The sequence below is a fragment of the Candidatus Bathyarchaeota archaeon genome, assembly GCA_026014685.1.
Classification (GTDB): domain Archaea; phylum Thermoproteota; class Bathyarchaeia; order Bathyarchaeales; family Bathycorpusculaceae; genus Bathycorpusculum.
In genome coordinates this window covers 325,725-339,571 of sequence record JAOZHW010000005.1, presented here as the reverse complement: position 1 = coordinate 339,571, position 13,847 = coordinate 325,725, and the positions used below count along the sequence as shown (strand labels likewise).

Annotated in this window: 17 protein-coding genes; 9 read left to right on the top strand and 8 right to left on the bottom strand. The window is 45.2% G+C overall.

The window, feature by feature from the left end; translation table 11 throughout:
- The first annotated feature begins 9 nt into the window (after positions 1-9).
- Positions 10-474, top strand: coding sequence for an aspartate carbamoyltransferase regulatory subunit (gene pyrI, locus NWE96_04070; protein ID MCW3983152.1), 465 nt, complete (start codon positions 10-12; stop codon positions 472-474).
- On the opposite strand, the gene NWE96_04065 is transcribed toward pyrI, so the two are convergent.
- Positions 471-893, bottom strand: a complete 423-nt coding sequence (locus NWE96_04065) for a YkgJ family cysteine cluster protein (GenBank protein ID MCW3983151.1) — start codon at positions 891-893, stop codon at positions 471-473. The genes pyrI and NWE96_04065 overlap by 4 nt on opposite strands.
- Before the next feature lie 49 nt (positions 894-942).
- Positions 943-1,467: a dCTP deaminase gene (gene dcd / locus NWE96_04060; GenBank protein MCW3983150.1), complete on the bottom strand. Its 525-nt coding sequence runs from the start codon at positions 1,465-1,467 to the stop codon at positions 943-945.
- A 284-nt stretch (positions 1,468-1,751) separates the two neighbouring features.
- Here dcd and NWE96_04055 point away from each other — a divergent pair, with 284 nt between their 5' ends.
- Positions 1,752-2,276 (top strand): hypothetical protein, encoded by a 525-nt coding sequence (locus NWE96_04055; GenBank protein ID MCW3983149.1) that lies wholly within the window; start codon positions 1,752-1,754, stop codon positions 2,274-2,276.
- Positions 2,277-2,280: 4 nt separating this feature from the next.
- Positions 2,281-2,550, top strand: a complete 270-nt coding sequence (locus tag NWE96_04050) for a hypothetical protein (protein ID MCW3983148.1) — start codon at positions 2,281-2,283, stop codon at positions 2,548-2,550.
- A 451-nt stretch (positions 2,551-3,001) separates the two neighbouring features.
- On the opposite strand, the gene NWE96_04045 is transcribed toward NWE96_04050, so the two are convergent.
- The 4 genes from NWE96_04045 to NWE96_04030 are packed head-to-tail and all read right to left on the bottom strand — an operon-like array spanning position 3,002 to position 7,674.
- Positions 3,002-4,384 (bottom strand): aspartate ammonia-lyase, encoded by a 1,383-nt coding sequence (locus NWE96_04045; GenBank protein ID MCW3983147.1) that lies wholly within the window; start codon positions 4,382-4,384, stop codon positions 3,002-3,004.
- Between the two features lie 12 nt (positions 4,385-4,396).
- Positions 4,397-5,122: a succinate dehydrogenase iron-sulfur subunit gene (gene sdhB, locus NWE96_04040; GenBank protein MCW3983146.1), complete on the bottom strand. Its 726-nt coding sequence runs from the start codon at positions 5,120-5,122 to the stop codon at positions 4,397-4,399.
- 1 nt (position 5,123) lies between these two features.
- A complete protein-coding gene (sdhA, locus tag NWE96_04035; protein MCW3983145.1) occupies positions 5,124-6,851 on the bottom strand; it encodes a succinate dehydrogenase flavoprotein subunit in 1,728 nt (575 codons plus the stop codon).
- Positions 6,852-6,867: 16 nt separating this feature from the next.
- Entirely contained in the window at positions 6,868-7,674 is an 807-nt protein-coding gene (locus NWE96_04030; protein ID MCW3983144.1) for an HD domain-containing protein, read from the bottom strand.
- A 238-nt stretch (positions 7,675-7,912) separates the two neighbouring features.
- Between NWE96_04030 and eif1A the strand changes: the two genes are divergently transcribed.
- From eif1A to NWE96_04010, 4 genes are all read left to right on the top strand, one after another.
- A complete protein-coding gene (eif1A, locus tag NWE96_04025) occupies positions 7,913-8,218 on the top strand; it encodes a translation initiation factor eIF-1A (protein ID MCW3983143.1) in 306 nt (101 codons plus the stop codon).
- An 87-nt stretch (positions 8,219-8,305) separates the two neighbouring features.
- The gene (locus tag NWE96_04020) at positions 8,306-9,091 is read left to right on the top strand and encodes a serine protein kinase RIO (protein MCW3983142.1); all 786 of its coding nucleotides are present in this window, start codon (positions 8,306-8,308) and stop codon (positions 9,089-9,091) included.
- Entirely contained in the window at positions 9,091-9,660 is a 570-nt protein-coding gene (locus tag NWE96_04015) for a KH domain-containing protein (GenBank protein MCW3983141.1), read from the top strand. The genes NWE96_04020 and NWE96_04015 overlap by 1 nt, the downstream gene beginning before the upstream one ends.
- Before the next feature lie 233 nt (positions 9,661-9,893).
- Positions 9,894-10,658 (top strand): WbqC family protein, encoded by a 765-nt coding sequence (locus NWE96_04010; protein ID MCW3983140.1) that lies wholly within the window; start codon positions 9,894-9,896, stop codon positions 10,656-10,658.
- On the opposite strand, the gene NWE96_04005 is transcribed toward NWE96_04010, so the two are convergent.
- Together NWE96_04005 and NWE96_04000 are read right to left on the bottom strand one after the other, a co-directional pair.
- Entirely contained in the window at positions 10,655-10,951 is a 297-nt protein-coding gene (locus NWE96_04005) for a DUF424 family protein (protein ID MCW3983139.1), read from the bottom strand. The genes NWE96_04010 and NWE96_04005 overlap by 4 nt on opposite strands.
- Before the next feature lie 11 nt (positions 10,952-10,962).
- Entirely contained in the window at positions 10,963-11,373 is a 411-nt protein-coding gene (locus NWE96_04000) for a translation initiation factor IF-2 subunit beta (GenBank protein ID MCW3983138.1), read from the bottom strand.
- Positions 11,374-11,528: 155 nt separating this feature from the next.
- On the opposite strand from NWE96_04000, the gene NWE96_03995 reads away from it, so the two are divergent.
- The gene (locus NWE96_03995) at positions 11,529-12,473 is read left to right on the top strand and encodes a hypothetical protein (protein ID MCW3983137.1); all 945 of its coding nucleotides are present in this window, start codon (positions 11,529-11,531) and stop codon (positions 12,471-12,473) included.
- Positions 12,474-12,514: 41 nt separating this feature from the next.
- Entirely contained in the window at positions 12,515-13,750 is a 1,236-nt protein-coding gene (locus NWE96_03990) for a DUF373 family protein (protein MCW3983136.1), read from the top strand.
- Positions 13,751-13,847 lie beyond the last annotated feature (97 nt).

The following is a 13,847-nucleotide window of genomic DNA, read 5'->3' as shown; positions in this document are numbered from 1 at the left end:
AGGGATGCTATGAGTGAGAAGGAGCTGCGGGTAACTAAAATCAAAGACGGCACAGTCATCGACCACATCCGAGGCGGCTACGCGCTTGACGTTGTGCGCATATTGGGAATCACTGGTCAAGAAAAACGTGTCATGACCATCGCGATTAATGTTCCCAGCAAACGCTTCGGTGTTAAAGACATCATCAAAATCGAAGGTATGGCTCTTAGTGCGCAGGAAGTCAACCGTATCGCGTTGGTGGCGCCGCATGCATCCATAAACATCATCCACGACTACGCGGTTGTGGCGAAGCAGGAAGTGGAGTTGCCCAAAACCATCGAGGGCATCATAAAATGCACTAACCCCTGCTGCGTAAGCAACAGCGGCGAACCCGTCTCATCCAAATTCCACGTAAAAAACGAAGAACCTCTCTCGCTGAAGTGCCATTACTGCGGTGTATCTATCGAGAAGGCTGATGTGTTAAAACAGCTTTAAGGCAGCCTCTGCTTAGCCAACCTGTAGAGTGCTTCAAAATCTTTGTGTGTCATCAGTGTGCCCTGCCCAATCATGGGGCATTCCGAAGTCGCAGTGAATACGTGGGTGTCTTTGTCTGCATCGAACTTTAATGTGAAGGGGTAGAAGCGGCAAATCAGCGGCCGAAGCTCATAGATGGTGCATTTGTGGTCTTTTAGGAAAACACAGTCCCCCTCAAATTTTTTCATCTCGTAAATGTAGGGTTGCGTGCCGTTGGAGTCTTTGCAGAAATCCTCGATGGGTTGCCCAGTAGCCGCCGAAATCTCCTCTGCCTCGCTTTCCAGTAGCAGGATGTGGCGTAGTTTATGGTCTGTGTCGCCGCAGCACAACGCGCAACCGTTACATTCGAAGCAAACGTTTGCAGGGTAAGTAAAGTCCACGATTCCTCACCACACACTGCACGGATACGGATAAAAACGTACTGCGCTCCTAACGGTCTTTTTTAGGCGGCGCTACACCATTATCATGCTTATACTTGCCCTCATAACCCGTCACAAGCGGCGTTTTGAGTTCTGCAAACACCAAATGCAGGAACCGCGTTTTTGTGGGGATTTTGACGGGGAAGGGGCCACCTGAAATTTGGATGGTAAGGTTACCTTCGAACCCTGCATCCACCACAGTGGGGGGGATGGAGACGCCTGCCCTTGAGAAGGTGCTTCGAAGTTGACAGAACGCCATGAAGTCGTTGCTCAACTTTACCCGCTCCAGTGTGGCGACGAGTACCTTCTCGTACTTACCTAAAACAAATGAATCAGTAACTTTCTCCTTAACATACAACCCCTCACTGCAAGGCGCAGAAATATCCAGCACCTTATCCGTTGGCTGTAAACGGACAATCTCCTCAGAAAACCGTAAATCAACCCCATTCTCCCTAATCGTGTCCTTACTCAACGGGTCAATTACTAGCGAACCCTGCTCGATAGCTTTTCTCAAATCAACAGCAGACAATACCATTTGTTTTTTCACCGAAACTTAACGACTAAGTGTAACATTCACATATCAAAATTGCGACGGCGAAGTATTAGTGCTTTGATTTCCATCTCATTTTTGTAACTGCAACCCACAAATCAAGTTCCCACAATTCCCAAATAGAATAAGGCGCCACTGTAAAGTAATTATTTTACAATTTGATTAATATCATACGCCTCCTGCTTTCGCTATTTTCTTTAGTTTCATCTAACAACCCGCTCGCTTTCTTTTTAAAAAATTTTATTAAGATAGATAATTAGGATAAGAGTATGCGACGCGGAGGTTGGCGTACAAACAGAAAGACTGGTGGACATTTCTACTCGTATGGATATGGTTCATATAATAAACAATACCTCCCAAGAATAGGTAAAAATGTTCTTAGGGAACTATCAGTACAACCCAGAAATTACAGGCAAATGTTACAGCAAAAGGAAAACTTGAAAATTTCAACCGTCATTAATGCACTTGGGCAAGTACCCTTAATTAACGAAATACATGCTGCATACGTCGCGGCTGATTTCTTGTGGACTAATTGGGCGTTGATTTCTAATTTGTATAGTATTTACGACAAAAAAGGACCCGATGGTTTAGCAAAAGTGATTGGTACTGATATAGTGAAAGATTGTCTTACAGATGCCCAAACAGACATTTTTTGGTCGCAGATAAGCAGAATAGTCCCTGCACCTTTGCAACCAGAAGTAAAAGCTTGTTTTTCTCGAGTGGTTGAAAAAATAACCGACGTGGAAGTAGATTTCGTACGTAATTTCCTTGCTGAGCAAACACGCAAAAAGTGATAACATGGTTAACAAAACAGTAATTGATAAGATCGCAGACAATTTTAACCAAGATGGACTTAGATTTCTATTAGTCTTTAAAACTGTCAAACAAGAAGTCCAAAATGAATGTATTCGAGAGAACTTATCTTTACCTGACGAGGAAAAACTTAACATAGCCTGTGCTAAGATAACAAAACAACTTTTACTTAGCAGCGCAAAAACGCCATCAACGTTGGAGATTAAACATAAAGTAGACAAATACAAAGAAAAACTAAAGAATAAAATCGAATGAATTTTGAATTGCAGAACATTTTGTTATAGTTCTTTTTACAAGGATATGTTAATACATTTTTTTAGAGAACAACTCTGATATAAGCTTAAGAGGCCCCATTCCTGTTTGACAGCAAAGCGTAACCTCAATGACGCAAGAGATATAATTGTAACTCATGTTTTAGAAAGGTTTTGACTGTGAGCGAAAGAGCACTTAGCGGAAAAGCTAACAAACTTCGGGTTTTGTTGGGATAATCTTCAGCTTAGTGTCAGGTGGAATAACATCTTTCAAATTTCAATCGAGTTACTTTACCAATAAGGGTATTCTTGCAGCGCGTTTGTTCTTTATATAAGGGAGGGGAGGTAGCTGCTGAGACGTCGCGTGGTTTCCAACAGGTGCGGATACGATTTCGTATGCGCCGCTAAATAATGGGGTTATAGAACCCAAAAGGGCAACAGGATGAAAAAGGTCGTTATTGTTCGTTTAGGAGGTTTTTGCGGCTAAAAATCCGCTCCAACTCGGCTTTAGGCAGCCCCTTTTCGAGCGCGACCTCTTTCACGGTGCGGTTTTCGGCTTGTGCTTGCTTTGCGATTTTTGCTGCTTCCAAGTAGCCGATTTTGGGCGCAAGCAAAGTGGCAAGTGAAGGGTTCTTCTCTAGGTATTGTTCGCATCGCTTCTCGTCCACAGTTATACCCCTGACGCATCGTTCGGTGAACGCTGGAAGATAGTTGCTTAAGATTTGGATGCTAAAGAGCATGTTGTAGGCGATTGCAGGAGTCATCACGTTAAGCTCCAACTGCCCCGCTTGCACCGCCAAAGAAACCGCAGCGTCACAGCCAACCACTTGGAAAGCAACCATGTTTAGGCACTCCGCCATCACAGGGTTAACTTTGCCAGGCATAATCGATGAGCCAGGCTGCACAGGCGGCAAAGTAATTTCGTTCAAACCCGTGGTGGGTCCAGAAGCAAGCAACCGCAAATCGTTAGCTATGCGGATAAGTTCTAAAGCAAGTTCTTTTAAGCCGCTGGAAACCGTTTGCGCAGCCCTGTGGCTTTGGAGCGCTTCAAAGTTGTTTGCTGCGGGTTTTAGGGGGAACCCTGAAAGTTTAGCGAGTTCTGCTACCGCAAGCCGCTTGTATTTTGGGTGGCTGTTGGCGCCTGTTCCCGTGGCGGTGCCGCCTAAAGCAACCATGTAGAGGTTTTCTTGGCGCCTGCGCAACTCAGCGGCAGCGTGAGCGATGGCTGAAGCGTAAGCAGAAAACTCTTGCCCCACCGTTACGGGAACTGCATCCTGTAAATGTGTCCTGCCTGACTTCAAAACGTCCGCGTTCTTTTTGCCTAACTCCTCGAAAGCAGCGGCTAATTCGTCGAGCGCTTTTAGCAGAGGTTGAAGCGCCATCAAAACCGAAACATGCAGCGCGGTTGGGTATGTATCGTTGGTGGATTGCGCCATGTTAACGTGGTCGTTTGGGCTAATAGATTTGTAGTCACCTTTAGTTTTGCCCAAGAGTTCCAGAGCCCGATTAGCCAGAACCTCGTTTACGTTCATGTTAAACGATGTGCCCGCACCCGCTTGAAAAACATCCACCACAAATTGGTCAACGAGTTTGCCGTCGAGGACTTCGTCACAGGCGGCTATGATAGCTTTGCCGATTTTTTCGTCCAGCCACCCCACCTGCATGTTAGCGGTTGCGGCGGCTTTTTTGATAAGCACGTATGCTTTGATGATTTGGATGGGCGCTTTTAGTCCGCTTACAGGAAAGTTTTCTGTTGCCCTAAACGTTTGAATGCCAAAGTAGGCGTCTTTGGGGATTAACCGTTCGCCTAGTGGGTCAGCTTCTTTACGTGTAGCCATAACTCTGTCGCCTTATTGCTCTCTTTGTTGCTGTTCTTGTGTAATTTGTTTTTTGGTCTTAAGTATGGCTTGGGTGACCTTTATTTTCTTTGGACAAACAAGCGTGCACTTGTAGTAGCCTTTGCAGGCTGTGACACCATGAGGTTTAGCTGCAAGCTCCAATCTTTCTTTTCGGTCGGTGGTTCTGCTGTCAAATAGGTAGCGTTGCGAACGCAAAGATGCGGCGGGACCGACAAAATCTGGGTCTTCAACTGTGGCAACTGGACAGGCGCTAAAGCAGCAACCGCAAAGGACACATTTTAATGAATCAGCGTAGTTGCTGTGTTCTTCGATTGTTTGGATACGCTCTTTTTCGGGCTGGACAAAAGGGGCAACTTCTACCGATTGAGGATTTACGGATTTGATCCGCTCAAAAAAGGGCTCAAAATCCACAATCAGGTCTTTAACCACTTTGAAACCCAAAAGAGGTTCAATCATTATTTCTTTGCTGTAATCATAGTCTTTAATGAGTTTTTGGCAGGCCAAAGCAGGTTGCCCATTTATGGTTAAACCATCCGAACCGCAGACTCCATGCGCACAGGACATGCGAAACGAAAGCGAACTGTCAACATTAGATCGGATTCTGTTGAGGCAATCCAGCAAACGCTCGGTGGGTTCGGCTTCGATTTGAAAGGTATCGTAGTGCGGTTGCGGGCTGGTTTGGGGGTTGAAACGGTAAACTTTGAGGGTGATTTGCATGTTAATAGCTCCGTTTTTGAGGCGCCAATCGTGTTACATTAACTGGTTTGTAGGTTACTTCCAGCCCTTGAGGCGAAGCTTTCACGAGGGTGTGTTTTAGCCATTCTGCATCGTTGCGTTCAGGGAAATCTTGTCGGTAATGTGCTCCGCGGCTTTCTCTGCGTTTAATGGCACAGTAAATGATGGCTTCAGCGACCTGCAACATGTTGGCAAGTTCAAAGGCTTCCTGCAATTCGTAATTAAAAACTCTGGATTTGTCGTTTAAGCATAAGTTTTGGCTGCGTTTACGTAACTGGCGAATCTGTGTGAGGGCGGATTTTAGGGTTGAGGCTTCGCGGAAAACGCTAACTTTCTGAGTCATGAGGAGCTGCATGGTTTCCCGCAGTTCAGCCACGCGCTCAGTTCCTTTGTTTTCAAGTAGCTTTGAGATTTCATCGGCAATTATGTTTTCAGCTTGTTGAGGCAGCGGCGGCAAGTCGTTACTTTTTGTTTCCCGCAAAATGCTTTCACCAACCCGTTTACCAAAAACAACCAAGTCAATGAGCGAGTTGCAGCCTAAACGGTTCGCACCATGAACGCTAACGCAGGCGCATTCGCCTACAGCATACAAGCCAGAAACAGCAGTACCCAAATTATCAGATAAAACATGTCCATCCACGTCCGTGGGGATGCCGCCCATCATGTAGTGGCATGTCGGCGCAACAGGAACAAGCGATTCAGCAGGATCAATACCTAAGTAGGTTTGGATGAACGAAGTGATTTCAGGAAGCTTCTGGTTGAGGCGGTCTTTGCCGATGCCCCGCAAATCCAAATGCACATAGTCTTTGCCTTCTACGCCTCTGCCTTCGCGGATTTCTCTTAGAATCGCTCGGGAAACTATGTCTCTTGGCGCCAAATCCTTCAAAGTCGGCGCATACCGCTCCATGAAACGTTCACCTGAACCGTTACGCAAAACGCCTCCTTCTGCCCTTGCTGCTTCACTGATCAATATGCCCAAACCGTAGATGCCTGTAGGGTGAAACTGCACAAACTCCAAATCCTCAAGCGGCAACAAAGCATCCAAAGCCAGCGCGAATCCGTCGCCTGTAGACGCAAAACAGTTGCTGGTGGTTTTGTAGATTTTGCCGCATCCGCCCGTCGCGAGCACGACTGCTTTAGCATGGAAAACCTGTGGGTTAGTGGCTGCAAGGTCGTATCCTGAGGCGCCGCAGCAGTGGTTGGATGAAAAAAGCAGATGCTGGATGAAGACTTCGTTGTGGAAAGCTATGCCTTTCTGTTGACATCTATCAAAAAGGGCATCCATGATGGTTCTGCCTGTGCGGTCTGCCGCATAACATGCACGTTTTATTGGGGCTTGACCTTGATTTTTGGTGTGCCCTCCAAATCGGCGCTGCTCAATTTTGCCTTCAGCGTTTCGGCTAAACGGCACACCTAAATGTTCAAGTGCATAGATGCTGGCGGGGGCTTCTTTTGCGAGGATTTCTGCGGCGTCTTGGTCAGCTAAATAGTCGCTGCCTTTTACGGTATCGTAGAAGTGCCATTCCCAGTGGTCTTCTTCTTCGTTGCCTAAGCTTGCCGCGATGCCGCCTTGTGCAGCAACCGAGTGCGAACGCATAACATGAACCTTGCTTACAACTGCAACTCGACAGTTGCCCTGCGCCGCAGTCAAAGCAGTGTAGAGCCCTGCGATTCCGCCACCGATTACCACAACATCGTACTGGTGGATCATGTTTTTCCTCAAAAGTTTAGATTTCGAATTTTTCTATTATCCGTGTTTCTTTTTCGCCTGTGATTTCGGCTGTTACGTGGAAGAATTTTTCCAGCCCAGATTTGACGATGCGGGGTTTGAGGAGTTCGTCGATTTGGAAGACGCCTGCCGAGTTAGACATTTTTATTTTTATGGTGATGGGTTTAGGTGTGCCTTCTGTTACTTCTACTTCGACTTTTTCGATGCTGAGTGCTGAGACGGCGTGGATGTCGATTTTTCCTGCATTAAACGGAATCCTTGCTCTGCCCGCTTCCATATCCAACGCATCCGCAATACCTACGATGCCTGCTTCTTTGGTTAAGATTCGGTTGGAGGGCTCATTGTTGGGTTGCTCTTCATGGCAGACAATGGCGTGAAGTACTTCGGAGGTTATGATGACGCGTTCTTCCTCGTTGTAGGTGGGTGAAAGGAGGTTATCTAAAACTGTGAGGGCAAGTGTGGCGCTGTACTTTTCGTGGTTTAACCTCTGGACAATCATGCCTAAGTCATGCAGTATTGATCCTAACACGACTACCACTTCGGCGTCGTCGTTGTTCATCTTGTAATCTTCCACGATGCTTGGTGTGATTAGTTTCTTTTCCACCAAAATACGTAGAAGACGTAACGCGATGTTGGCGACGATTTTAACGTGGGTTGGTCCGTGGTCGGTGTAGCCCATGCGTTCAATCGCCATAACGTTTGAGCATTTCCAGTATGTTTGGAGTTTTTTGTCTTTTTTGACTTTCTCCATAACTTGCTTAAGTTTTAAATTGTCACGATAGGGTATGTTGAAGATAAAGGACACTTTGATGGACACCTGAGAAGTAATATTTTGAGTTGAGATTTAAACTTACATCAAACGAACGAGCAGCGATAACCAAAAAACCCTCTTGCCCAAAAAAGAAAAAACGCAAACACGACAGAAAACAGACACTTTTTCATAGTTATCTCCAGATTTCACAGCTCAACAGACAAGTTTGGATAAACAGGCTTTTAAGGAAGTAGAAACTAATGTAAACAAATCCGAATAATGAGGCATCTGTTTGGGAAAGAAAAAAGTGTTAAGCGAAGGCGCAATAAGCGAAATGGTCTACCCCGGCCAAGGCGAAGTCTTAGGTGTGGTAACGAAGTTACTGGGTTTTGACCGTATCATGGTTAAATGTCAAGATGGCGCAGAACGTCTCTGCCGCATCCGCGGAAAAATGAAACGACGTGTATGGATCCGCGAAGGTGACATCGTTATAGTTTCTCCTTGGGATTTTCAGACTGACACACGCGGCGACGTTACATGGCGTTATACCCATGCACAGGCTGAAACCTTGAGGCGTAAGGGTTTGTTAACCCTCTAAACCTCACTTATTGTAGCATCTGTAAACGTGAAATTTCTGGTTTGATTGCTTTTAAATACTCGACGGCTAACTTTTCTGTGACTAAACATGCCTAATAAAGTTCGTGAACGCCTTGACCACCTCGAAAAAGCAGTGGAACGTCGAGACAAAATGCTCATCCATGACCGCGCAAAAGAGCGAGCCACTGTAGAAGAAGTCTTCGACCAAACCACCCGCATGGTCGTATTCGACTTTCTAAACAGCGGTGTTCTCTACGAAGTCAACGGCGCAGTGAGTAGCGGCAAAGAAGCGAAAGTGTATTGGGCGACTAACAAGGAAGGCAAAGACTTAGCAGTAAAAATCTACCTCACCTCATCTGCAGAATTCAAGAAAGGCATGTATAAATACATTGAAGGCGACCCACGCTTCAAAAACGTTAAACGCGACACACGTTCGCTTATGGCGTTGTGGGCTCAGAAAGAGTTCCGCAACCTAAGAGAAGCGTCCGAGGCGAAGGTGCCCGTTCCAAAACCCATCGCTGTGAAGAGCAACGTCGTTGTTATGGAGTTCATCGGTGAGCACGGTGTTAGTGCACCTTCACTTAAGGAGGAGTGGCCCGAGAATCCACAGCGCGTCTACAAGTTACTTATTACTTATCTGAAGCGGCTCTATCAGAAAGCAAAAATCGTCCACGGTGACCTCAGCGAATACAACATCATGATGTGGAAGGGTAAACCGCTAATTTTTGACCTTTCCCAGTCAGTGTCGATTGAGCATCCGATGGCTGACTTTATGCTTCGGCGTGACTTAACGAACCTAAATAGGTTCTTTAGTCGCCTAAACGTTGATATTGTCCCAATCGAAGAATTACACAAATTGGTTGTTGGAAAATAATGTCTGGACCAGACACCTTTGTTCGAATCCCCAAAGAACGCGTCGGTATCCTCATCGGCCCCGAAGGCAAAACCAAACAGTACATAGAAGAAAAACTAGGCGTAAACCTCGACATAGAAACAGAGGGCAGCATAACCATAACCTTAACCGAAAAAGCATCAGATCCATCAGTTCTGCTCAGAGCAAAGGATGTCGCAACAGCCATCGGCAGAGGTTTCACACCTGAAACCGCTTTCAGGTTAATCCGAAACGAAGACGACATCTTTGACATGGTGGATTTACGTTTAATTTTTGGGCGCAGCGATTCAGACATTAAACGCGTCAAAGCAAGAATCATCGGCACAGAGGGCAAAACCCGCAAACTCATCGAAGAACTAAGCGAAGCAGACGTGGTTGTTTACGGCCACACGGTGGGAATCATCGGCAGCTTCGAGCAAGCAGACACGGCACGCAACGCCGTTCAGATGATTGTGGACGGATGCCAGCATCACACAGTTTACAAGTATCTGCAACGCAAACGCACCGAACTAAAGAAAGAGAAAATGGAACTTTGGAAAAAACCTCCATAAGACAGGCAGTTGCTTTCTACCGTAGCTGCTAACATGCCTTGAAAATTGTGGGTGTTATGCATGTGTAGCTAGTCCTTATTATCTCGATTTTATCCTTTTTATCCTGAAGCTGCTTGTTAGACACAGAATGAAGCTATTGCAGGGAATTTTAACTCACAGTTTCAGCAAACTATCCAAAAAAAGCCCGCTACAACCGTAGAAACATACAGCTTCCCCCTTTGAGGAGTGCATAGATGAGAGTTTTTGTTCATCAACCGGAATACATCCCATGGCTGGGCTTCTTTGATAAACTTGCAAGATGCGACACCTACGTCATCTACGATGATGCCCAGTATCAGCATGGGGGATTCCATAATCGAAACCGAATCAGAACACCACAAGGATGGGAATGGCTTACTGTTCCCATAATGCATGGTCATCCTCAAACGATTAAAGATGTAAAAATCGCCGACAACCAGTGGAAAAATCGACAAATTGATAAGATAACATTGTATTACGACAGAACTCCATACTTTAAAGAATATTTCCCAATCATAAAAGAGGCAATCACCCAAAACCATGAATTTCTATTGAACCTAAACATGCACCTCATTAAAGCCATCGCCAAAGTTCTAGAAATTGATGTACAGATGTTACGTTCCTCAGAATTTCCCTACGATGGAGAAGAAAAAACCGAAAAACTCGTTTCCATGTGCAAATTCTTAGGCGCAGACACCTACCTTTGCGGTTCAGGCGGAAAAACCTACGTTAACGAAGCACTCTTTGCAGAAGCAAAAATCAAAGTACAATACCACAGTTATATGCATCCGATCTATCAGCAAAGGTTTGAAGGATTTCAATCCAACATGTCGATAATAGATTTGCTGTTCAATGTGGGACCTGCCGCAAAAGAGATACTCCTCAAAGGTGGCTCCTTAGAAACAACTGCACAAACAGAAAAATTAGGTTTAAAACAGCTAACCGTTGACCAAGCGCAAAGTTTAGCGCAGGCTGCTTAAAGCTTCACTATCTGCGCGTGGGGCACGCCTTCGATTTTCAGTACAGCTTCAGGGTGAACATAACCCTTCGCGATGGCTTCCCCGACACAGTTCTGGCCAACTAAATTAACGATAGTTGAATTGTTAATCAATCCTACCGCTTCCTCTAGCGTGGCTTTGCGGCCTTTGTAAAAGTTTTCTTTAACTCGGAAAACAATCTTGCCTTCCTTTAACGTTTTGCCCAACAAATCGCAGTCGCAAACGGCAAGCACCACGTTTTGACCGACTTTTTGCAGGTTGAGGTAAACGTCCATCTCTTTACCGCTCAAAGCTGTTTAATTGACGATCTTGCTCCACAAGCGTTACAGACTAAGAAGGACAATCGTTTTTCTTTTGCGATTTTTGTATCGGGGCGTTTGCACACTGGACAAACAACATAAGCTTCAAGGTATCGCTGTAGGAGCCGTTCAAAGCTGTCTGTTCGGAATTTGCCTTGGAATATTGCGCGGGAATCGTGGAATGTAGCTGCCGTCGCCATCTCACGGGTTAAGAATTTTAGAATATGTTGAGGGTCACGGTCGAGTGCATCGGCGATTTCTTTAAAGTTCGCTATGGTTGTGCGCATACCCACAGTTTGAATTTGGATTCTGGGCAGTTCTAAGCGCTCTTTTTTTGCTTGAACTTCAGGCATTTGTTCACATGCACGTTTTAGCAGTTCATCGTAGTTGAAGCTCATATTTCCACTTCACCCAATGAAGGGAACTCGGATGTATTTAAGATTATAAGAACACACATAAAATAACAATGTTTTTTATGTAGGCTCCAGAGGTAAGTAATATAAATTCGATTGTTACATCGTAGGTAATAAGTCCCATTTCAGAAGGCTAACTCTTGACTGAGAAACAAAACCCAAGCCAAATTTCAAACATCAACCTTCAAATCAACAAACTAAAACAGCAAATACAAGAGAACAACGACCAAATTAAAAAATTCATCGAAAAAAGAGATGAACTTCACGAGAAGGTACGTAAAGTCCGTGAAGAAGTTAACCAACTGAAAACGGAACGAGATGCCTTAAACATCCGAGTTAAAGAGCTAAAGGCACAGCGCGATGCTGTCAGGGTTAATGTCACTCCTATTATGGAAGAAATAAACGCCCTCAACGAGAAGATCGAGGCTCTTAAGAAAAACTTGCCCCGCATTAGCCAGCGTGAACTTAAAAAAGAGTTAGAAGCCATCGAATGGAAGATTTCAACTACAACGTTGGATCTAAAAGAGGAGAAACGGCTCGTTGAAAACGTAAAAGAGTTGGAGATTCAACTCAGCGGATACAAAAAAATCGAGAGTCAACGTAAAAAAATTAAAGAACTCCTTGAGCACCGTAAAACCTTCGACGCTCAAGCAGACGTTTATCACAAGGAATTAACGGAGTTGGCCAAGAAAAGCCAAGACTTACATGCGCAGATGATGGAGAAACTTAACTCCATGAAACGGGATCGCGCAGAAGCCGATAGTCTCCATCAATCGTTCATTAAAGCAAAGGAACAGAACAGCCTCATCTATGAGCAAATCAAGGAATTAATTAACCAATCAACGGGTATCCGTGCGTCTATGCGGGAGCAGTATCAGGCTCGAAGACAGGAAAATGAAGCTCGCCGCAAAGAACAAGAAGAGAAACGCAAACAGGAGCAAGCTGAACGCGCAATTAAGGAAGCAGCCATCAAGGAAAAAATCGGGTCTGAAGCTCGAGAGAAACTCAGCCGCGGCGAGAAAGTCAGTTGGGAAGAGTTCGCCATGATGCTGGGCGACGGCGAGGACGACGAGGCTGAAACGTAAGCTTAAAGTTAAGTGCTTGTATTAATGAGATAGAGATTTCGATGGCTAAGCGGGAATCGAATCAGCAGATGCAAAAGCGCATCTTAATTTTATGTGTTGATAGAGATGGCGATCTAGAAGCTAAAGCAGCCATCAAAACGCCGCTTTTGGGAAGAACCGCCAATTTAGACGCTGCGGTTGCGTTGGCACTTAAAGATTCAGAGGAACCCGACGCTAACGCCATGTTTGAAGCCGTAAGCCTCTACGATCGACTAACCGCTAATAAGCAAGCTGACGAAGTTTTTGAGGTAGCCACCATTTCTGGAACCGACTTAGGCGGAGTTAGTGCTGACCGTAAACTTGTTGCGGAACTTAACAGTTTACAGGAAAGTTTTGGCGCCAACGAGGTCATATTGGTCTCTGACGGTTTCTCTGACGAAGCGGTTTTGCCACTTGTGGAATCCCGCGTTCCAGTGTCCTCTGTGAGGCGCATTGTGATTAAGCACAGCGAATCCATCGAGGAAACTGCTGCAGTCTTTACCAAATATGTTCGTTTACTGGTGGATAATCCGCGTTACGCTCGGATAGCTTTAGGTTTGCCTGGTATTTTGGTTCTCATTTTCGGAGTCCTTTGGGGAATAGACAATTCAGGCATCTACCCAGGCGCAATCTACCTGTTCGGCATCGCTTTTGTGATAGTGGTAGGCGGGTTTTTGCTGCTTAAAGGCTTCGGTGTTGATCGCGCCAGCAGAGATTTCTATAATTGGGCGAAGAATTATGAGCCACCTGCTTTGCCTATTCAGATTTCCAACTATACAATCATCGCGGGGATTCTCTGTGTAGCTGTGAGCATATATTTGGGTGTTACGAACGTGTACATCAACGTGCAGCCTTTCCCCGCAGATGTAGGCGCTTGGATTAGTGCGCTTCCTAACATTGCTGGAAGCTTTATTTTAGGTTTTGAAGACTTATTGACAGTAGGTATATGTATTGTTCTTTTGGGTAGAAGTATACGGTTATATTTTGAGCGGGATTCGAAACTGCTCCGTAACGTTGCTTTGATAGTTTCTGTTGCATGGTCTAGGATGATTCTTGACGGTACTGCAAAACTGATGATTTCCTACTATAAGGGGCAGTCCACGGTGGTCGGCTTAAATGACCCCGTTTTCGCCACTTTCCTGTTCACGATAATCGTGGGTATTCTCATCGGTGTTGCCTCTGTTTTGCTAATATACATCGTTAACAAGTCGGCTAAGGGTTTCTTTAAGAAGAAAGAAGAAAAAATCGAAGAAGTCTAAAACGTAAACTGGCTTTTGGTGGCTTGTTGAGACATGAGTAAGCTTTAATTGAAGCATTCGGATTTAGTTTTTAGAATTTAATCTGTCGCGACATCCA